Here is a 20,383-nt window from a genome sequence, read left to right as displayed (position 1 = left end):
GGGCTCACCGCACCCGACGAGCGGACTGAGCGGGCGGAACGGGCGACTCCGGCCGAGGCGGGCCGCCGGCCACGACCGCTTCGGCCGGACACGCCCGCTTCGCCGGGCGGCAGCATAAAGTCGACCCATGACCCAGGAGGCGCGGTTCGTCACGGTCGATCACGCCTGGTCGGGTGCGTGGTCGGGTCGCTCGGTGGTGCGCGTCTCGGGTGACATCGACCTGCTCGGTCCGCCCCGTGCCGTGCACGACGGCCTGCCGCATCTTCCCGGCACGCTGCTCGCCCCGTTCACCGACTCGCACGTGCACCTCGGGCTGATCGATCCGCTCGAACTGGCCGCCGGCGGCATCGCCCGGGTCGACGACCTCGGCTGGGACCCGGACACCGCGTCGCTCTGGCCCGAGCACGGGCGCCTCGACCCCCGCTGGCCCGAGGTGCGCGTCGCCGGCGGCCTGCTCTGCCCGCCCGGCGGCTACCCGAGCCGCGCCGGATGGGCGCCCGACACCGCGGCCGTGGTGGTGACCGACGCCGCGAGCGCGAGACGCGAGGTCGAGCGGATGCGCGACCTCGGGGCGTCGTTCGTCAAGATCAGCCTCAACTCCGACGTCGGGCCGGTGTTCGACGACGCCACCCTGCGGGCCGTCGTCGACGCGGCGAACGAGCACCTGCTCGTGCCGGTCGCGCATGTGCAGGGGGCGGGGCAGGCCCGTCGCGCGCTGACGGCCGGAGTGACCCGCTTCGCGCACACCCCCTTCAGCGAGCGTCTCGACGACGAGCTCGTCGAACGCCTCGCCGCGCGCACCAGCTGGATCAGCACCCTCGACATCCACGGACACGGCCGAGGAGGTGCGGCGCACGACATCGCCGTCGCGAACCTCGCGAGGTTCCGGGCCGCCGGCGGTCACGTGCTCTACGGCACCGACCTCGGCAACGGCGATCTGCCCGTCGGGGTCAACGCGCGCGAGCTGCGGGCCCTGCAGCGGGCCGGGCTCGGCCTCGGTCTGCTGCTGCACGCGCTGACGGCGGGCGCTCAGCTCGGCGGAGCGGGCGAGAGCGGTCGCGGCACCTCGCGAGCCACCTGGATCCCGACGCCGCCGCCCCGACCCGACGACCCCGGCGCCGCCGACTGGCTGGCCACCGCCACCGTGATCACCCCCGACACCCTGCTGGAGAAGACCTCGTGACCCGCGCCTCCTCGACCCACGGCCCTGCCGACTCCGCCGCCGCTCCCCCGACGCCCGAGCTGCCGTCCGAGCAGCTCGACGCCGCCGATCCGCTCGCGCGGTTCGTCGACCGGTTCGCACCGGCCGGCGACGTCGTCTCGTACCTCGACGGCAACTCGCTGGGGCGGCCGCTGCGGGTCACGCCCGAGAGGATCGCGTCGTTCGTGCGGCACGACTGGGGCAGCCGACTGATCCGCTCGTGGGACGAGCAGTGGATGGCACGACCCACCGAGCTCGGCGACCGCATCGGGGCGGCGGCGCTCGGAGCCGCCGCCGGGCAGACGGTGGTGGGCGACTCGACGACGGTGCTGCTCTACAAGGCGATCCGGGCGATGCTGGCGGCGAGGCCCGACCGGCACGAGATCGTGATCGACGACGACCAGTTCCCGACCGACCGCTTCGTCGTCGAGGGCATCGCCCGCGAGCGGGGGGCCACCGTGCGGTGGGTGCACGTCGACCCGGCTCTCGGCGTCACGGTCGACCTGCTGGCCGACGTGGTCGGGCCGGACACCGCGGTCGTGCTCGTCAACCACGTCTCGTACCGTTCGGGCTACCTGGTCGACATGCCCGCCATCACAAGACTCGTGCACGACGCGGGCGCGCTGGTGCTGTTCGACCTGTGCCATTCGGTCGGCGTGGTGCCGATGCGGCTCGACGAATGGGGCGTCGACGTGGCCGTCGGCTGCACGTACAAGTACCTGAACGGCGGGCCCGGAGCGCCGGCGTTCCTCTACGCGCGGAGCGATCTGCTGCCGTCGCTCGAGCAGCCGATCCAGGGGTGGATGGGAGCGGCCGACGTGTTCGCGATGGCCGACGGCTACACACCGGCGTCGGGCATCCGGCGGTTCATCAGCGGCACCCCGCCGATCGTCGGCATGATGCCGCTGGGCGACATGCTCGAGCTGGTCGAGGAGGCGGGCATCGACGCGATCCGCGCCAAGTCGCTCGCGCTGACGGACTACGCGTTCGAGCTGGTCGACGCGTGGCTGGTGCCGCTCGGGGTCGAGGTCACGACGCCGCGCTCAGCCGAGTCGCGGGGCAGTCACGTGACGGTGCGGCACCCGGCGTTCCGCGCGGTCGTGGCTGCGCTCTGGGAGGAGGGAGTGGTGCCCGACTTCCGCAACCCCGACGGGCTGCGCATCGGCCTGTCGCCGCTCTCGACGACGTTCGCCGAGGTGCGGGTCGGCGTCGCGGCGATCCGCGCGGCTCTGCTCGCCGCCTGACGCCGCGCTGATCCTCGCCTGACGCCCCACTGCTCGCCGCCTGACGCCGCGCTGATCCTCGCCTGACGCCCCACTGCTCGCCGCCCGACGCCGCGCGCCCCGCCGATGAACCGCGTTCGCGAAGATGAACCGCCGTATATCGCGGTTCATCTTCGCGAACGCGGTTCATGGCGTCGCAGACGGGGCCGCGGTGCGGCCGGTGCGAGCGCGCAACCGCGCCAGCACCGGGCGGCGCGCGACCAGACCGGCAGCCGCCAGCACACCGGCGAGCACGACCGGAGTCCAACCCGCCGTCGAGACGAGCGCCGAGGTGAACACCTGCCCGGCCATGTCGACCATCTCGAACGGGTAGCTCGCGTACACGCGGGTGCCCGCGGCGCTCGAGACCGCGGTGATGGCCGCCGGTCCGATCCAGAGCGCGAGCAGTGAGACCGCCGCTCCGAGGACCCGGCCGATCGTGGACGACCCCGCCCAGACGACGGCGGCCGCCACGAGGACGGCGGGCGACCAGCGGAGGACCGCCTCAGCGGCGGGCACGGCTTCGGTGATGAGCGAGAACGGCGGGTAGACGAGCGCGTGACCCCATTCGACGACGGCCACGGCGCCGACGCTGAGACCGACGACGGCCGCCCCGCGCGGGGCCCGTGCGATGAGCAGCAGCACGACGACCCCGAGGGCGATCCCGATGGCCGAGGCGGCTATGACCGCGGCGAGGTAGACGACGGACTCGAGGCTGTCGGGCAGCCCCGCTCTGACGGTCGTCGTGCTCTGGACGAGCGCGACGAGCTGCGCGCCGACGGTGCCGATCAGGAGCGCGATGACGGTGCCCCGCCGATGACGGAATCCGCTCGCACGGGCCACGAGACCGGCCACGGCGGAACCGGTCACGAGCAGTGCCGCCAGGAGCGTGAGGGCGTACTGACTGAAGGGCAGCAACGACACGGGCATGGCGTCGGGTGCGGCCGTCACGCCGTCGGGGGCGACGACGGGAGTCGTCCAGAGGTTCTGGAGAGGGAGGCGCGCCCCGGTCAGCAGCCAGGGCAGCAGCCCGAATGCGACCGCCACCACCCCGAGGCCGACGCAGATCATGGTGAGGCGCAGATCGATCGGTGCTCGTTCCCCCGTGGTCATGCTCAGACCCTATCGGGGACGTCTCCCGGGCCCGAGACGACGACGGCGGGCGACCACGGAGATCCGTGGTCGCCCGCCGTACGAGCGGGGCGGGGCTCGGAGCGAGCCGCGCCTCCTGCAGGGGGGGTTAGAAGTCCCAGTCCTCGTCTTCGGTGGTGACGGCCTTGCCGATCACGTACGACGAGCCCGACCCCGAGAAGAAGTCGTGGTTCTCGTCGGCGTTCGGCGACAGCGCCGACAGGATCGCCGGGTTCACGTCGGTGGTCTCTTTCGGGAACATGGCCTCGTAGCCGAGGTTCATGAGCGCCTTGTTGGCGTTGTAGTGCAGGAACTTCTTGACGTCTTCCGTCAGGCCGACCGAGTCGTAGAGGTCCTGCGTGTACTGGATCTCGTTCTCGTAGAGCTCGAAGAGCAGGTTGAACGTGTAGTCCTTGATCTCCTGCTTGCGCTCTTCGGAGGCGCCTTCGAGCCCCTTCTGGAACTTGTAGCCGATGTAGTACCCGTGCACGGCCTCGTCACGGATGATGAGGCGGATCAGGTCGGCCGTGTTGGTGAGCTTCGCCCGCGACGACCAGTACATCGGCAGGTAGAAGCCGCTGTAGAACAGGAACGACTCGAGCAGCGTCGAGGCGACCTTGCGCTTCAGCGGGTCGTCGCCCGTGTAGTAGTCGAGGACGATCTGAGCCTTCTTCTGCAGGTTCGGGTTCTCGACCGACCAGCGGAAGGCGTCGTCGATCTCGGGCGTCGACGCGAGGGTCGAGAAGATCGACGAGTAGCTCTTCGCGTGCACGGACTCCATGAACGCGATGTTCGTGTAGACGGCCTCTTCGTGGGGGGTGATCGCGTCGGGGATGAGGCTGATCGCGCCGACGGTGCCCTGGATGGTGTCGAGCAGGGTCAGACCCGTGAACACGCGCATGGTGAGCTGCTGCTCTTCGGGCGTGAGGGTGTTCCACGACTGGACGTCGTTCGACAGCGGGATCTTCTCGGGCAGCCAGAAGTTGTTGACCAGGCGGTTCCAGACGTCGACGTCTTTCTCGTCGTGGATGCGGTTCCAGTTGATCGCGCTGACCGACTTGATCAGCGGGATCGACTTGCCGGTCGCGTGGACCGGGTCGGTGATGGTCATGACATGCCTTTCGAAGACAGGATCGGGAGTTCAGGAGGCGCGGGTCGGTGTTCGAGACCGACCCGCGCCGGGTGCCGCGAAGGGTGCGCCGCCGAGGCGACGCACGACCGGGGCACTAGAGCATGCAGCTGACGCAGCCGTCGACCTCGGTGCCCTCGAGCGCGAGCTGACGGAGGCGGATGTAGTAGATCGTCTTGATGCCCTTGCGCCATGCGTAGATCTGCGCCTTGTTGATGTCGCGCGTCGACGCCGTGTCCTTGAAGAACAGCGTGAGCGAGAGACCCTGGTCGACGTGCTGCGTCGCCGCGGCGTACGTGTCGATGATCTTCTCGGGGCCGATCTCGTAGGCGTCGGTGTAGTACTCGAGGTTCTCGTTCGTCATGAACGGAGCCGGGTAGTACACGCGACCGAGCTTGCCCTCCTTGCGGATCTCGATCTTCGACGCGATCGGGTGGATCGACGACGTCGAGTGGTTGATGTACGAGATCGAGCCGGTCGGGGGCACCGCCTGCAGGTTCTGGTTGTACAGACCGTGCGCCATGACGCTGGCCTTCAGCTCACGCCAGTCGTCTTGGGTCGGGATGGCGACCTGGGCGTCGGCGAACAGCGAGGCACCGCGAGCGGTCGAGGGGGCCCAGACCTGCTCGGTGTACTTGTCGAAGAACTCGCCCGACGCGTAGGTGCTGTCGGCGAAGCCGCCGAAGGTGACACCGCGTTCGATCGCGATGGTGTTCGAGGCCCGCAGGGCGTGGAACAGCACCGTGTAGAAGTAGATGTTCGTGAAGTCGATCGCTTCTTCGCTGCCGTAGTGCACGTGCTCACGGGCGAGGTAGCCGTGCAGGTTCATCTGACCGAGGCCGATGGCGTGCGACTGGTCGTTGCCGACCTCGATCGAGCGGACCGAGGCGATGTGGCTCATGTCGCTGACCGCGCTGAGACCGCGGATGGCCGTCTCAACGGTCTTGCCGAGGTCGGGGGCGTCCATCGACAGCGCGATGTTCATCGAGCCGAGGTTGCACGAGATGTCCTTGCCGATCTCGTTGTAGCTCAGGTCTTCGTTGAACGTCGTGGGCGTGTTGACCTGCAGGATCTCCGAGCACAGGTTCGACATGTTGATGCGGCCCTTGATCGGGTTCGCCTTGTTGACCGTGTCTTCGAACACGATGTAGGGGTAGCCCGACTCGAACTGGATCTCGGCGATCGTCTGGAAGAAGTCGCGCGCCTTGATCTTCGTCTTCTTGATGCGCGAGTCGGCGACCATCTCGCGGTACTTCTCGCTGATCGCGACGTCGCCGAAGGGGACGCCGTAGACCTTCTCGACGTCGTACGGCGAGAAGAGGTACATGTCTTCGTTGTTCTTCGCGAGCTCGAACGTGATGTCGGGCACGACGACGCCGAGCGACAGCGTCTTGATGCGGATCTTCTCGTCGGCGTTCTCGCGCTTCGTGTCGAGGAACCGCATGATGTCGGGGTGGTGGGCGCTCAGGTAGACCGCACCGGCACCCTGACGGGCGCCGAGCTGGTTGGCGTAGCTGAAGCTGTCTTCGAGCAGCTTCATGACGGGGATGATGCCCGACGACTGGTTCTCAATCTGCTTGATGGGCGCGCCGGCCTCGCGGATGTTCGAGAGCGAGAGGGCGACACCGCCACCGCGCTTCGACAGCTGCAGCGACGAGTTGATGCCGCGCGAGATCGACTCCATGTTGTCTTCGATGCGCAGCAGGAAGCAGCTGACGAGCTCGCCGCGCTGGGCCTTGGCCGTGTTGAGGAACGTCGGCGTCGCGGGCTGGAATCGACCCGCGATGATCTCCTCGACGAGGTCGACGGCGAGCTTCTCGTCGCCCTGGGCGAGACCGAGGGCGGTCATGACCACGCGGTCTTCGAAGCGCTCGAGGTAGCGCTTCCCGTCGAAGGTCTTCAGCGTGTACGACGTGTAGTACTTGAACGCGCCGAGGAACGTCTGGAACCGGAACTTCTTCGAGTACGCGAGGTCGTTGAGCTTCTCGACGAACGAGAAGTCGTACTGCTCGATGGTCGCGGCCTCGTAGTACTCGTTCTCGACCAGGTAGTCGAGACGCTCGCGCAGGTTGTGGAAGAAGACCGTGTTCTGGTTGACGTGCTGCAGGAAGTACTGCTTCGCCGCCTCGCGGTCTTTGTCGAACTGGATCTCGCCCGACGGACCGTAGAGGTTGAGCATCGCGTTGAGGGCGTGGTAGTCCATCCCGGTGGTGCCCGCCAGGCCCTGCCCGGGCGCGGCGATCAGTTCGAGATCATCGACTGCTGAATCCAAAATTCTTCCAATCCTGTGTGTACGGCGTTGACGTCGTCTGGTGTTCCGAAGACCTCGAAACGGTAGAGAAGGGGAACCTCGCACTTGGCGGCGACGATGTCGCCGGCCAGGCAGTAGCCCTCTCCGAAGTTGGTGTTGCCCGCCGCGATCACGCCTCGGATGAGGCGTCGGTTGCCCTCGTCGTTGAGGAACCGGATGACCTGCTTCGGGACGGCGCCCCGCCCTTCGCCGCCACCGTAGGTGGGCAGGACGAGGACGTAGGGGTCGGTGGCGTGGAGTGCCGGCTCGGACGGGAAGAGCGGGATCCGCTCCGCCGGCGCACCCAGCTTCTCGACGAACCGCCGGGTGTTGCCCGAGACGCTGGAGAAGTAGACGAGGTTCGTCATGGCCGAGGCCCTCCTGCGTGGTCGGTGGGTGGGCACGGGCTCCGTCGTGACGACGTCGACCCGGCGCACCCGGGTGGGTCAGGAGATGCGGGCGGCCAGGCCGGCGATCTTGTCGGGGCGGAATCCGCTCCAGTGGTCGTCGTCGGCGATGACCACGGGGGCCTGCAGGTAGCCGAGGGCCTTGACGGTCTCGAGCGCGGCGTCATCGGCCGTGACGTCGAGGATGTCGTACTCGATGCCCTTGTTGTCGAGGGCGCGGTACGTCGCCGTGCACTGGACGCAGGACGGCTTGGTGTAGACGGTGATGGCCATGGGATCCCCTGTGTTCTGGCCGGCTTTCGAGGCCGGGTCTGGTGGTTCGCGGGCCATGGTGCGTAGTGCCCGTGGCGACTCTTCGATACTACATCTAGTGGCCGACACTGGCACGCGCAACTAGATGCGGTGTTACACGCGTGTAACTCTCATACGGCTGACTTTCCACAGGGTCTCCCACAAGTTGCCAACAGTTCTGCGGGTGTTGTCCCCGTTTCCGGTGAGTTCTCCACATCCTTCTCCCCACCTCCGACATTCGAAACGGGCTGTCCCCACTTCGGGCCGACGGCGTGTCGCGACGACCCCGTCCGCTCGTAGACTTGTCCCCTCGTGAGCACCTATTCGACCCTGCTGAAGACGCCCGGCGTCTCGCGCATCATCGCGGCCCAGCTGACCGCGCGCTTCCCGTTCGGCATGCTGTCGCTCGCGTTCCTGCTGCACGTCGAGCACGTGCACCACTCGTACGCCGCCGCCGGCCTCGTCCTGGCCGCGACGAGCATCGGCCAGGCCATCTCGGGTCCGCTCACGAGTCGCTGGATGGGCCGCTGGGCCATGCGCCCCGTGCTGACCCTCACGCTGATCGTCTGCTTCGCGTCGATGATCACCTTCACCCTCGTCGACTTCTCCGTGCCGGCGTTCATGGCGCTCGGGTTCGTGACCGGCCTCAGCGTGCCGCCGGTGCAGCCGGCCGTCCGCACCATCTACCCCAAGATGGTCACCTCGAATCAGCTCACCCCGCTCTTCTCGCTCGACGCCTCGGCGCAGGAGATCATCTGGGTGGCGGGTCCGGTCATCACGACCTTCGTCGGCACCCAGGTCGGCACGCAAGAGGCCATCTGGCTCGCCGCCGCGTTCCTCGTCGGCGGGGGCATCTGGTTCATCGCCTCGCCCGAGGTCGGCCGGGTCCGCATCCCCCGCAGCAAGCGGGCCTTCGGCAAGGTGCTGGCCCGCCCCACCGTGCTGCTCGCCACCGTCGCCGGGTTCCTGCTCATCGGGGCCTGCGCCGCCGTCGAGGCCGGTGTCGTCGCCCTGTTCGGCGAGGGCAGCGCCGACTCGGGCATCGCACTGGCGATCTTCGCCGCCGGCTCGCTCGTCGGCGGGCTCGCACTCGGGCACGTGCCGGTCGGCCCGTGGGCCCTGGCCCGTCGACTCGCCATCGTCTTCGTCGGCATGACCCTCGCCGTCTTCATGACCGGGCTGTGGCCGCTCAGCGTCACCCTGCTGATCGCCGGCGTGGGCATCGCGCCCGCCCTGGCCGTCATGTTCGCCATCGTCTCGTCGAGCGTCAAGTTCAGCGACACCGCCGAGGCGTACGGCTGGGCGGGCACCGGCCAGCTGATCGGCTCGGCGCTCGGCTCGGCCATCGCCGGCTTCTACATCGACCGCATCGGCGGGCAGGGCGGCCTGATCGTCGCCGCCGTCTTCGCCCTGGTCGGCATGCTCGTCGGCATCGCGTTCCACAGGTCGCTCCCCGATCTGCGCGGTCGCGACGCCAGCCCGCTGCCCGACACCGAGCCGGTGGCGATCCAGCCCAGCTGACCCGCACCTCCTCGGGGCTGGCAGGATCGATCCATGCCCGACATCCAGATCCCCCGCGTCGCACTGAACGACGGCACGACCATCCCCCAGCTCGGACTCGGCGTCTACAAGGTCGCCGACGACGAGGCCGAGAGGGTCGTCGGCATCGCCCTCGACGAGGGCTACCGGCACATCGACACCGCGACCCTCTACGGCAACGAGGCGGGCGTCGGGCGGGCGATCCGCGCCTCCGGCCTCGATCGCGACGACGTCTTCCTGACGACCAAGGTCTGGAACACCGAGCACGGCTACGACGAGACCCTGCGCGCCTTCGACGAGAGCCTCCGCCTGCTCGACACCGACCACGTCGATCTGTACCTCATCCACTGGCCCGCGGCGAGCCGCGACCGGTACGTCGAGACCTACCGGGCCCTCGAGACCATCCGCGCCGAGGGGCGGGCGCGGTCGATCGGCGTCAGCAACTTCCAGGTGCCGCACCTCGAGCGGCTGCTGGGCGAGACCGAGGTCGTGCCGGTCGTGAACCAGGTCGAGGCGCACCCGTGGCTGCCCCAGCGCGAGCTGCGGGCCTTCGGCGACGCGCACGGCATCGTCACGGAGGCGTGGTCGCCGCTCGCCCGCGGGCGGATCCTCGACGACCAGGTGCTGCTCGGCATCGCCGATCGGCTGGGCGTGAGCGTCGCGCAGGTCGTGATCCGCTGGCACCTGCAGCAGGGCCTCGTGGTGATCCCCAAGTCGGCCACCGCGTCGCGCATCCGCTCGAACCTCGACGTGTTCGGCTTCGAGCTCGACGACGCCGACCTCGCCGCGATCGCCGCCCTCGAGTCGGGGCAGCGCACCGGTTCGCACCCCGACGACGTCGGCTGACCCGCGCCTCCCTCGCGTTCTCCCGTGAGCGCCGGGGTTCGGCGGGTTCCCGTCATCGATGGCGGGTCAGCGCTGACCCGCCGCCGATGACGGGAACCCGCCGCAGTGCCCCGGAGGCGCGGGCCGGGCCCCGAGGAGGCGCGGCGCAGGAGGCGCGGGCCGGGTCCGTTAGCGTGGTCGAGCACGCCGTCGACGCAAGGAGCACCCCGCATGACCATCACCGCCGCAGCAGACGGTTCCGCCCTCGGCAACCCCGGACCGGCCGGTTGGGCCTGGTACGTGGACGACGAGCGCTGGGCCGCGGGCGGCTGGCCGCGCGCGACGAACAACCAGGGCGAGCTGACCGCCGTGCTCGAGCTGCTGCGGGCGACCGCCGGCACCGACGACGATCTGCACATCCTCTGCGACAGCCAGTACACGATCAAGGCCTGCACCGAGTGGATGCCGGGCTGGAAGCGCAAAGGCTGGCGCAAGGCCGACGGCAAGCCGGTGCTGAACGTCGAGATCCTTAAGGAGCTGGACGAGGCCCTGGCCGGGCGGAGGGTCCGGTTCGAGTGGGTGCGGGGTCACATGGGCCACGAGATGAACGAGGCCGCCGACGTGCGCGCCCGCGGCGCGGCGACGGCGTTCCAGAACCGGACGGCCGTTCCGAGCGGCCCGGGCTGGCCGGGTGCCCCCGTGTCGACGACCGACCCGATCGCTGCCCCGGCGACCCCGCCCGCACCTCCTGCGACCCTGTTCTGAGGCACCCATATTTTGGGCACCCTTGAAATTTTTCAAGGACCATGCAAGATTCCTAGCATTGAACTCGCACGGGGCCGAGCGGGACCATAGAGATCCAAACACAGGGGGAATAGTGAAGCTTGAACCATGGGAACCGGATCTCCGGTCGTTGCGCGACCGCATCGACGAAAATAGCTTAGACCTGCAGCCAGATTTCCAACGAGGTAATGTTTGGTCGCAAGCTAAGCAACAGAAACTCATTGACTCCGTATTGCGCGGTTGGGCGGTGCCGCCTGTACATCTTCTCGTTCTGCCCGACCGGCGACTCGCCGTCTTGGACGGTCAGCAACGGCTCAGCGCCCTGCACGCTTTCCTAAAAGATGAATTCCCGATCGGGCGCTTTGAACCTCGCGACGACGAAGTAGCGAAGCTGCGGGGACGGAGGTTTTCAAAGCTCGAACCCGAGCTTCAGCGCTACATACTTGACTTCAAGATTAGCTCCTACCGCCTCTACGAGTATGAGCCAGACGAACCGTATGAACTCTTCTTTCGTCTTAACCAGCCGACTGGCCTCACTCAGGCCGAAAAGCGGAACTCATTGGTGGGCGAGGCTCGTTCTGAAGTCCGCCAGTTAGTCGAATATGCAACGACCATAGGCTGGTCGAGAGAAACCCTCGGGTTTGAAAACGCGCGTCTGGCCTACGATGACATAATTGCGCGCCTATGTGAGTACCTCGAGGAGGGCCGGATAGACGTGCCCATAAGCGCCGGGGTTATCGAAGCCCGCTACCGCACTAAAGTGGGTTACAGTAAGCACACACTCCAGACGGCGAAGAAGTCTATTGAGCTCGTGATTACGGGGCTTGAGCAGCGCATTCAAGCCCCCAGCCGTCTTAATAAAGCGACGTTACTGTCTTGGTTAATTGCTATAGCCAGATCGCAACTCGACCCAATTCTTGTCAACGTTAATTTAAACCGCGCTTTTTTTGAACTGGAAGAAGCGAGAACCCAATCCAACTCAGCCACAGCAATTGACGACACATTTGCACACTCGGCTCGTATCTCCTCCCTCTATTCGGACCGTTCCAGCCTCCGTGTGGCGGATACCCTGTCGGTTCTTGCGCGAGATGCGTCCATTTGGTACTGGGCTGCCAAGAGGGAGAGCGCGGCACTGCCATCGGCTTCGCGTATCGGCAGCCTCATTGCATCGGTGCAATCGGCCACCCATGACTTTAGGGATCTAACCGAAGGCGACCTCCTGGAAGCATACGTCTCTGCCAACGGATGGCCTGAGCTGTCGTGAAAGACGTGACAAGGCACGACCATTGGCGACGCATTGCAGCGAAAGCAGGCAGCCCCCTCGCCATCGAGACGATCGCGACCAAAGGTGGCCAGGGTTTTGGCGCCTTCACTTACCTAGTTGATACACCTCTGCAGCTCATCGTTGGTCCAAACGCGTACGGCAAGACGCGCATTTTGACACAACTTGAAGCTGCCGTACGCGGCGATGAGTCCGTCTTCACGACTCCGGGGGCGCCGACCGGCCTGATGGCCTCCTACGTCGATGTTTCGTGGCAAATTCGCCGCCAGGTAGCGTCGATCGAAGCCGACGACGCACTCCCTGAAAGGAGAGAGCAGGCTCCTGAGAGTCTAATTGTTGGCAAGAATCTACAGGACGTATCTTGGGCACTTAGCCAGTCCCTACAGAAGGTTGCCGTCTATGAATTAGATGCAACCGACGATTCAGAATCGACAGAAAAAAGCAATATTGAGCATGCAGCGACGCGAGCCTCGAGGCGCTTTCGTCCAGAAATCGTGCCTTACTTTGAGGTTGTGTATGAAGATGGCAGGACGGTTACATCACTAAACCTTAGTCAGGGCGAGTTAGCACTCTTGACACTCTTCTGGGCCCTCACCACGTCGGAACCCAAAAGTGTCGTTTTTCTCGATGAGCCGGACACATTCCTGTCTCCACTGGCTGGCTCAAGGGCCCTGGACCTCATTGCCAGAATCACGCATGAGAAGTCACTTCAGTGTTTCATGACCACACACGGCTACCTCAGCATCGCGCAAGTACCGACCGGGCATGTCGCCGTTGCAACGAGGCGAGCCCTGCATAGTGGAATCTCTCTCGAACCAGCTAACGCAGATTCGCTCTGGCGAGTCCTCCGCATACAGCCACCCCTCCGATTCTTTTTTGCAGTAGAAGACGAGGCTGGCATACAACTGCTACGTTTGCTCTTGCGCTTGCAGGGCGTGGAGAGTTCAGAAACGATCCACATAGCGAAGACCGGCGGGAGTGCAGACGTCCGTGCTGTCGCCCAATTTCCCCTCCATCTCCACCCCCAAACAAAGATAGTTGGTGTGCTAGATGGGGACGAGCGAGACCCTAACAAGGGCAAGCCCTACAAGGCAATCTTCTTACCGTCTGTCAAAAGTCCCGAAGAGCTGGCCCTGGCCTATCTTCAGAGCGCCCCCGATTTAGCCAGCGAATCCGTGGACGGCGCGCTCGCAAGCGAAACACTAGCGCGCGTGCAAGGAGACAATCCCCACGATCAACTTTCTGCGGTTGCAAACGCGGTTGGGGCTTCAATAACAGCGCTCAGAGAAGTTACGTGGACTAGCTGGCTGTTGAACACTCCCGAAGGAGCTGAAGCCCTTGATGCTTTTGGGGCTTCTCTAGTCGCGATAGGTCTGAAGCGAGCCCAGGCAAACTAGATTGCGAGTGTAAAGCACGCACGTCCTCGACATTTTTTGCCTACATCGAGGGGTGCGTGCTCGACAGGCCGCCGTCGACGACGAACTGCCCGCCGGTCGAGAAGGCCGAGTCGTCTGACGCGAGGTGCAGGGCGAGCCCGGCGACCTCTTCGGGCCGCGCGAGGCGCCCGCGGGGGCTCATCGTCTTGAAGGCGTCGAGCAGGCCGGGCTGCGCCTCGACCTGCCGACGGAACATCGCGGTGTCCGTCGGGCCGGGGTGCAGCGAGTTGATGCGGATGTCCCAGCCCTCCTGAGCGGCGTGGGCCGCGCTCGAGCGGGTCAGGCCGACGAGAGCGTGCTTGCTCGCGGTGTAGGCGGCATCGTCGCCGAACCCGAGGAACGACGTCGCGGGCGCGAGGTTGATGATCGATCCACCCACGCCGTCGGGGTTCGACCTCATCTGCTCGATGGCGAATCGCGTGCCGAGCATGACGCCGGTGACGTTGACGGCGAAGACCCGGTTCCAGCTCTCGAGCTGGGTCACGTCGATCGACTGACCGGACACGATGCCGGCGTTGTTGACGAGCACGTCGAGGCGGCCGTGCCGCTCGGCGACGTGGTCCATGACGCGCTTCCAGTCGCCGCCGTTCGCGACGTCGTGCCGGAGGAACTCCGCGCCGGCCTCGGCCGCCACGGCCGATCCGTCGACGATGTCGGTGGCGACGACGTGAGCACCCTCGTCGGCGAATCGACGCACGATGGCCTCGCCGATTCCGGATGCGGCCCCCGTGACGATCGCGACTTTTCCGGACAGGCGAGACATGGGTCCTCCTCGTGGAGCGGAGCACGGTGGTGCTGCGGTCATCGGCGGCCCCCGGGTCGGGGAGCACGGTGACGACGTTACTCCTCGACGACCATGCCCCTGGTGCGCTCCGAGGCCGGTCCGACCGCGGTCACGGTGACGACGGCCTCGCCGCGTTCGTCGCTCGAGGCCAGGTCGACGACGGCGGAGATGCCGAAGTCGTGGTCGCCCTCGGGGTCGGCGAAGATCTGGCGCACCCGCCACACCGTCGGCAGCTGCTCGACGACCAGCATGTGCGGCCCCCGGGCGGCCGCATCGGTGCCCATCGAGTCGTATTCGTCGTAGTAGCGGTCGAGCGCCTCGCCCCACCGGTCGACGTCCCAGCCCGATGCGGCGTCGATCCGACCGAGCGCCTCGGCGTCGTCGCGCGCGGCGAGCTGGACGCGTCGGAACATCTCGTTGCGGACCGCGATGCGGAAGGCCCGTTCGTTCGCGCTGAACCGGCGGAGGACCGGGGGGACGATGTCGTCGTGGGCGTCGACCTCGCGCGGGTTCAGCATCTCCTCCCATTCGTCGAGGAGGCTCGAGTCGACCTGGCGCACCAGCTCGCCCAGCCACTCGATCAGGTCGGCGAGCTCGTCGGTCTTCGCCTCGTCGGGCACCGTCTGCCTCAGCGCCCGGAAGGCGTCGGACAGGTAGCGCAGCACCAGCCCCTCCGACCGGGCCAGGCCGTAGAAGTTGACGAAGTCGCCGAAGGTCATCGCGCGCTCGTAGAGGTCGCGGACCACCGACTTCGGGCTGAGCTCGAAGTCGCCGATCCACGGCTGCGACGCCTTGTAGGTCTCGAACAGGGCGGTCAGCAGCTCGTCGAGCGGCTTGGGATGGGTGACCTGCTCGAGCAGCTCCATCCGCTGGTCGTACTCGATACCCTCGGACTTCATGGCGGCGACGGCCTCGCCCCGCGCCTTGAACTGCTGCTGCGAGAGGATCGGCCTCGGGTCGTCGAGCGTCGACTCGACGACCGACACGACGTCGAGCGCGTAGCTGGGCGATTCGCGGTCGAGCACGTCGAAGGTGGCGAGTGCGAACGGCGACAGGGGCTGGTTCAGCGCGAAGTTGGCCTGCAGATCGACGGTGAGTCGGATTACGGGGTCGCCGCCGTCGATCGACGGCTCCTGCACGACGACCTCGGCCGTCCGCAGCGTGCGGTAGATCGAGATCGCCTGACGGGCCATCGAGTACTGCCGCGACCGCGGTTCGTGGTTGTCGAAGACGAGCGACCGCACGTTCTCGAACACGTCGCCGCCGCGGCCGATGACGTTCAGCAGCATGGCGTGGGTGATCTGCATGTGCGAGGTCAGGGCCTCGGGCTCGGCGGCGATGAGCTTCTGGAAGCTCGGCTCGCCCCACGACACGAAGCCGTCCGGTGCTTTCTTGCGGACGATCTTGCGCTTCTTCTTGGGGTCGTCGCCCGCCTTCTCGATGGCCTTGAGGTTGTCGATCTCGTGCTCGGGCGCCTGCAGCACCACCGAGCCCGACGTGTCGTAGCCCGCACGACCGGCACGCCCGGCGATCTGGTGGAACTCCCTGGCCGACAGCTGCCGCATGCGCGTGCCGTCGAATTTGGTGAGGGCGGTCAGCAGCACGGTGCGGATGGGCACGTTGATGCCGACGCCGAGGGTGTCGGTGCCGCAGATGACCCGCAGCAGGCCGCGCTGGGCGAGCTGCTCGACGAGACGGCGGTACTTGGGCAGCATGCCCGCGTGGTGCACGCCGATGCCCGAGCGGACGAGGCGCCCGAGCGTCTTGCCGAAGCCCGTGCTGAACCGGAACCCGCCGATCAGCTCCGCGATCTCGTCGCGCTGCTCTCGGCTGGCGACCTTGATGCTCGAGAGGGCCTGCGCCCGCTCGAGGGCCGCCGCCTGCGAGAAGTGCACGACGTACACCGGCGCCTCGCCCGTGGCGAGCAGGTCTTCGACCGTCTCTTGAACGGGTGTCTGCGCGTACGTGTAGTGCAGGGGCACCGGCCGCTCGACCCCGGTGACCCGGGCGACGGGGCGACCGGTGCGCCTCGAGAGGTCGTCGGTGATGCGGGTGACGTCGCCCAGCGTGGCCGACATGAGCAGGAACTGCACGCGGGGAAGCAGCAGCAGGGGCACCTGCCAGGCCCAGCCCCGCGACTGGTCGCCGTAGAAGTGGAACTCGTCCATCACGACCTGGTCGACCTCGGAGTCGGCGCCGTGGCGCAGCACGAGGTTCGCCAGGATCTCGGCCGTGCAGCAGATGATGGGCGCATCGGAGTTGACCGACGAGTCGCCGGTGACCATGCCGACGTTCTCGGGCCCGAACAGCTCGACGAGCGCGAAGAACTTCTCGCTGACCAGGGCCTTGATCGGTGCCGTGTAGTAGCTGCGCTGCCCCTTGCTGAGCGCCACGAAGTGGGCCCCGGCGGCCACGAGCGACTTGCCGGTGCCGGTCGGTGTGCTGAGGATGACCGACGCCCCCGAGACGAGCTCCATCATGGCCTCGTCCTGTGCGGGGTAGAGCGGCAGCCCCCGACCCTCGGCCCACCCCGCGAAGTCGGCGTACGCGGCGTCCGCATCGTAGGAGGCGGTGCCCGGGTGGGCGGGGAGGAGGGCGGCCAGAGGAGCGGCGGGAGCGGACGACATGATGTGTCGATCTTGCCTCATCGGGCCCGGTCGCCGCGGAGCCCGAGGAGCCCCTCCACCGGTGGGACGCGGCAGCACCACCGGTGGAGGAGCGGGCACGGACGCCGGGGCGCCCCTGTGCACTCCGCCCCATCTCACCCCTGATCCGCTCGTGAGATGAGGATCACTCGATACTGTCACGGGAACGGGCCGGAGACAAGGCACGCCCCCGTCGACGAGTCGAGACTCGGACGGGGGCGTGCGGGCCGCACCCCGAACGAGGACCGGACGTGATCGGATCAGGAGATCACGATCGGCCGCGTCGGACGTGTGACGGGTGCGAGCGTCTCGGTAACCAGCCGAGGACGCACTACAAGATAACCGGTCAGAGCGGTCGCGCGGCTGCGAGACCGGGTGATTGTCAGCGGGTCATCCCTCCCCACCCGTCGGCACCCTGCACATCGACCAACGATCGAACCCGGTGTCGGTGGCGGCTGATAGAACGGAATCCCAACCACAGGCAGGAAGATCCGACGATGACGTCCACTCCCCCCAGCAACTCCGCCGGCAGCAGCTCCGACCAGGGCGGGTCGCGCCCCGGCAGCCGACAGCGCGTCGCCGTCACCGGCGGGAGCGGCAAGCTCGGTCGCGCCGTCGTCCGCGATCTCGCGGAGAACGGCTACGAGGTCGTGCTGCTCGACCGCGTGCCGAGCCCCGATCCCGTCGAGGGCGTCGTCTACGTCAAGGTCGATCTGACCGACTACGGCCAGGTCGCCCAGGCTCTCACCAGCATCGACGACCGCTACGACCAGATCGACGCCGTCGTGCACCTCGGCGCCATCCCGGCACCCGGCCTCGTGCCGAATGCGGCGCTGTTCACCAACAACGTCACCTCGAGCTACAACGTCTTCGCCGCCGCCCGGGCCGCGAAGATCCGCAACGTCGTCTGGGCCTCGAGCGAGACGCTGCTCGGCATCCCCTTCGACATCGACCCGCCCTACCTCCCCGTCGACGAGGAGTACCCGGTGCGCCCCGAGTCGTCGTACTCGCTAGGAAAGGCCGTCGAAGAGGAGATGGCCCGGCACTTCACCCGCTGGGACCGCCAGCTCAAGCTGATCGGTCTGCGCTTCTCGAACGTGATGGACGACGGCGACTACGAGGCGTTCCCGTTCGACGAGTCCCCCGAAGAGCGCACGTTCAACCTCTTCTCGTACATCGACGCCCGTGACGGCGCCCAGGCCGTCCGCAAGGCCCTGCAGTCCGATCTGGTCGGATTCGAGGCCTTCATCATCGCGAACGCCGACACCGTGATGAACACTCCCACGGCCGTGCTCGCCGACCGGTTCTACCCCCAGGTCGAGCGCCGCTCGGCGATCGAGGGCACCGAGCCCCTGCTCAGCTCCGACAAGGCGCGCGATCTGCTCGGGTTCGTTCCCGAGTACTCATGGCGCACCTGGGGCGACCGGGTCGGCAAGTAGCCGGCAGCCGCTCACCCGACGGGCAACTCAGAGTCGCAGCATGCCCACGGTGACCAGCTCGCGGAGGCGCGGCGCCAGCTCCTGACGGAGCCGCGCCTCCTCGACATCGAGCAGCTGGGCCAGGGCACCGGCGATCGCCGCTGCGGACAACTCGCCGTCCGAGGCGCCGACCAGCGCCGAAAGCGCTGTTCCCGATTCGATGCTGCGGGCGAAGCCGCCGCCCTGCCTGAGGGTGATGACGGTGGGGTCGTCGTTGCCGGGCCAGTAGTGGCGCTCTTCGGTGACGTCGCCGGCGACCCGCGGGTGCGTCGCCAGCAGTGCGACGTCATCCAGACCCCGCAGGGCGTCGAGCGAGTCGAGCGTCGCCAGGAGGTGCGCTCCGAGTCCGACCTCGTTCGCCCCCATGGCCCCGAGGAGGCGCTCGATGCGGACCACGGGCGCGGTCGCCTCGTCGACCGGTCGCCGCAGCGTCACGTAGCCGAACCCGACCTGCTCGATGCGCCGCGTCTCGAAGTCGCCGAGCCAGGCCTCGTACAGCCGCTCGAAGTCGTCGGTGCCGGGGCGGGTGCCGCCGTCTCGGATCCAGGTCTCGGCGTAGGCGGCAGGGTCCTGCAACTCGCGTTCGACCACCCAGACGTCGAGGGGCACGAGACCGCGCGCCGCCCAGTCGGAGACGGAATACGCACCCTTCTTCGCCGGCGAGCCGCCTGCGCCGGCGGACTCCCAGTTGCCGAGCAGCTGAGCGATGCCGCCCGGGGTCAGATGCCGCCCGACCTCGGCGACGACGGACGCCACGAGATCGTCGCCCTCCATGCCGCCGTCCCGGTACTCGTACTCGGGCACCCCCTCGAGGCGCGGCGTGATGACGAAGGGCGGGTTCGAGACCACGTGGTCGAAGGTCTCGCCGGCGACGGGCTCGAAGAGGCTGCCCAGTCGGAACTCGATGCCGTCGATCAGGTTCAGCGCGGCGTTGAACGCCGCGAAGTCGAGGGCACGGCGCGAGATGTCGGTGGCGACCACGTGCCGCGCGTGCCGAGCGACGTGCATCGCCTGGATGCCGCAGCCCGTGCCGAGGTCGAGCGCGCGATCGACGTCGCGCGGAACGATCAGCCCGGCCAGCGTGGCCGAGGCGCCGCCCACGCCGAGCACGTGGTCTTCGCGCAGGGCGCCGCCGAGGGCGAGCTCGCCGAGGTCGGAGGCGATCCACCACGCGGCCTCGCCGACACCGTCGACGAACGAGTAGGGGCGGAGGTCGACCCGCGCCCGGACGGTCGGGGCGGTCGTCTGCGAGGTCGGCGCCGACGCCGTGGTCGGCGCCGATGCCGTGTCGAGCTCGATCAGCCCGAGGGTCTCGGCACCCTCGACGCCGAGGGTCGGCAGAGCGCGCTCGACATCGGCGCGGGGCTGCGGATAGCCGAGGATGAACAGCAGGGCGAGGGTCGCCGCCGTGCGGATCCCCTCGTTGGACTCGACGCTGCGGCGGAGTGCGCGCCGGGCCGCGACCCGCTCACCCCGGAACAGCGCGGCACCGGCCGTCGGCCCCCACGCGTCGGGGCCGCTGAGGCGATCGACGGTGAACCCGGACGACGACAGGTCGGAGCGGAGACGGGCGAGCAGAGCGGGATCGGTCGAGACGAGAGGCACGCCCCCATCTTTCCGCACCTGTCATGGTGCCGTCCGCGGTGGTCGCGGCCCGCGCCTCCTCGGCTCCCCCCGGGCCTCGGTGCCGAACCCGACCGTGCCGGGCGTCTTCTCCGGGCCGAACCCGACCGCGTCGGGCGACTTCACCGGGCCGAACCCGACCGTTCCGCTCTCGATGCCGTCCAGAACGTGGCGCCATGCGGGGCTCAGCCCCGGTGTGGTCGCGATTTGCACACCCGGCGGGGCGGGGCGGGGCTGGGCGGGGCCGGGCCGGGCCGGAATGGGGCGGGGCGGGGTG

At 67.7% G+C, this 20,383-nt stretch carries 16 protein-coding genes; 8 read left to right on the top strand and 8 right to left on the bottom strand.

The window, feature by feature from the left end; all coding sequences use genetic code 11:
- Nucleotides 1-127: 127 nt before the first annotated feature.
- Together ACZZY9_RS12460 and kynU are read left to right on the top strand one after the other, a co-directional pair.
- The gene (locus ACZZY9_RS12460; protein ID WP_463464306.1) at nt 128-1,183 is read left to right on the top strand and encodes an amidohydrolase family protein; all 1,056 of its coding nucleotides are present in this window, start codon (nt 128-130) and stop codon (nt 1,181-1,183) included.
- Complete coding sequence (kynU, locus tag ACZZY9_RS12455; RefSeq protein WP_463464305.1) at nt 1,180-2,445, top strand: kynureninase; 1,266 nt, start codon at nt 1,180-1,182, stop codon at nt 2,443-2,445. Before ACZZY9_RS12460 ends, kynU begins: the two co-directional genes overlap by 4 nt.
- A gap of 165 nt (nt 2,446-2,610) precedes the next feature.
- Here the strand turns inward: kynU and ACZZY9_RS12450 are convergent, their stop codons facing one another.
- From ACZZY9_RS12450 to nrdH, 5 genes are all read right to left on the bottom strand, one after another.
- Nucleotides 2,611-3,576 carry a hypothetical protein gene (locus ACZZY9_RS12450; RefSeq protein WP_463464304.1) on the bottom strand — a complete coding sequence of 322 codons (966 nt, stop codon included), beginning with the start codon at nt 3,574-3,576 and terminating at the stop codon, nt 2,611-2,613.
- Nucleotides 3,577-3,703: 127 nt separating this feature from the next.
- Nucleotides 3,704-4,705 carry a class 1b ribonucleoside-diphosphate reductase subunit beta gene (gene nrdF / locus ACZZY9_RS12445; RefSeq protein WP_055794231.1) on the bottom strand — a complete coding sequence of 334 codons (1,002 nt, stop codon included), beginning with the start codon at nt 4,703-4,705 and terminating at the stop codon, nt 3,704-3,706.
- 115 nt (nt 4,706-4,820) lie between these two features.
- Nucleotides 4,821-6,926: a class 1b ribonucleoside-diphosphate reductase subunit alpha gene (gene nrdE, locus ACZZY9_RS12440; RefSeq protein WP_192060169.1), complete on the bottom strand. Its 2,106-nt coding sequence runs from the start codon at nt 6,924-6,926 to the stop codon at nt 4,821-4,823.
- Between the two features lie 38 nt (nt 6,927-6,964).
- Nucleotides 6,965-7,381 carry a class Ib ribonucleoside-diphosphate reductase assembly flavoprotein NrdI gene (gene nrdI / locus ACZZY9_RS12435; RefSeq protein WP_243214827.1) on the bottom strand — a complete coding sequence of 139 codons (417 nt, stop codon included), beginning with the start codon at nt 7,379-7,381 and terminating at the stop codon, nt 6,965-6,967.
- Nucleotides 7,382-7,459: 78 nt separating this feature from the next.
- Complete coding sequence (nrdH, locus tag ACZZY9_RS12430; protein ID WP_055794227.1) at nt 7,460-7,693, bottom strand: glutaredoxin-like protein NrdH; 234 nt, start codon at nt 7,691-7,693, stop codon at nt 7,460-7,462.
- Between the two features lie 330 nt (nt 7,694-8,023).
- Between nrdH and ACZZY9_RS12425 the strand changes: the two genes are divergently transcribed.
- The 5 genes from ACZZY9_RS12425 to ACZZY9_RS12405 all read left to right on the top strand — a co-directional run bounded on the left by ACZZY9_RS12425 (nt 8,024) and on the right by ACZZY9_RS12405 (nt 13,537).
- On the top strand, nt 8,024-9,232 hold the full coding sequence (locus tag ACZZY9_RS12425) for an MFS transporter (RefSeq protein WP_243214829.1): 1,209 nt from the start codon (nt 8,024-8,026) through the stop codon (nt 9,230-9,232).
- A 33-nt stretch (nt 9,233-9,265) separates the two neighbouring features.
- Nucleotides 9,266-10,096, top strand: a complete 831-nt coding sequence (locus tag ACZZY9_RS12420; protein ID WP_463464303.1) for an aldo/keto reductase — start codon at nt 9,266-9,268, stop codon at nt 10,094-10,096.
- Between the two features lie 210 nt (nt 10,097-10,306).
- Nucleotides 10,307-10,840 (top strand): ribonuclease H family protein, encoded by a 534-nt coding sequence (locus ACZZY9_RS12415; protein WP_320478561.1) that lies wholly within the window; start codon nt 10,307-10,309, stop codon nt 10,838-10,840.
- A gap of 22 nt (nt 10,841-10,862) precedes the next feature.
- Nucleotides 10,863-12,122: a DUF262 domain-containing protein gene (locus ACZZY9_RS12410; protein WP_463464302.1), complete on the top strand. Its 1,260-nt coding sequence runs from the start codon at nt 10,863-10,865 to the stop codon at nt 12,120-12,122.
- A complete protein-coding gene (locus ACZZY9_RS12405; protein ID WP_463464301.1) occupies nt 12,119-13,537 on the top strand; it encodes an AAA family ATPase in 1,419 nt (472 codons plus the stop codon). The genes ACZZY9_RS12410 and ACZZY9_RS12405 overlap by 4 nt, the downstream gene beginning before the upstream one ends.
- Before the next feature lie 40 nt (nt 13,538-13,577).
- Here ACZZY9_RS12405 and ACZZY9_RS12400 read toward each other — a convergent pair whose 3' ends face one another.
- Nucleotides 13,578-14,339 carry an SDR family NAD(P)-dependent oxidoreductase gene (locus ACZZY9_RS12400; RefSeq protein WP_463464300.1) on the bottom strand — a complete coding sequence of 254 codons (762 nt, stop codon included), beginning with the start codon at nt 14,337-14,339 and terminating at the stop codon, nt 13,578-13,580.
- 77 nt (nt 14,340-14,416) lie between these two features.
- Complete coding sequence (locus tag ACZZY9_RS12395) at nt 14,417-16,987, bottom strand: DEAD/DEAH box helicase (protein ID WP_463464299.1); 2,571 nt, start codon at nt 16,985-16,987, stop codon at nt 14,417-14,419.
- Nucleotides 16,988-17,502: 515 nt separating this feature from the next.
- Here ACZZY9_RS12395 and ACZZY9_RS12390 point away from each other — a divergent pair.
- Nucleotides 17,503-18,444: an NAD-dependent epimerase/dehydratase family protein gene (locus tag ACZZY9_RS12390; RefSeq protein ID WP_320478559.1), complete on the top strand. Its 942-nt coding sequence runs from the start codon at nt 17,503-17,505 to the stop codon at nt 18,442-18,444.
- A 27-nt stretch (nt 18,445-18,471) separates the two neighbouring features.
- Here the strand turns inward: ACZZY9_RS12390 and ACZZY9_RS12385 are convergent, their stop codons facing one another.
- On the bottom strand, nt 18,472-20,088 hold the full coding sequence (locus ACZZY9_RS12385; protein ID WP_463464298.1) for a DUF7059 domain-containing protein: 1,617 nt from the start codon (nt 20,086-20,088) through the stop codon (nt 18,472-18,474).
- Nucleotides 20,089-20,383 lie beyond the last annotated feature (295 nt).

This window comes from Frigoribacterium sp. AC394 (assembly GCF_979258095.1).
Note: the sequence above shows the minus strand (reverse complement) of the source record. Positions and strands in the feature narration are given on the sequence as shown.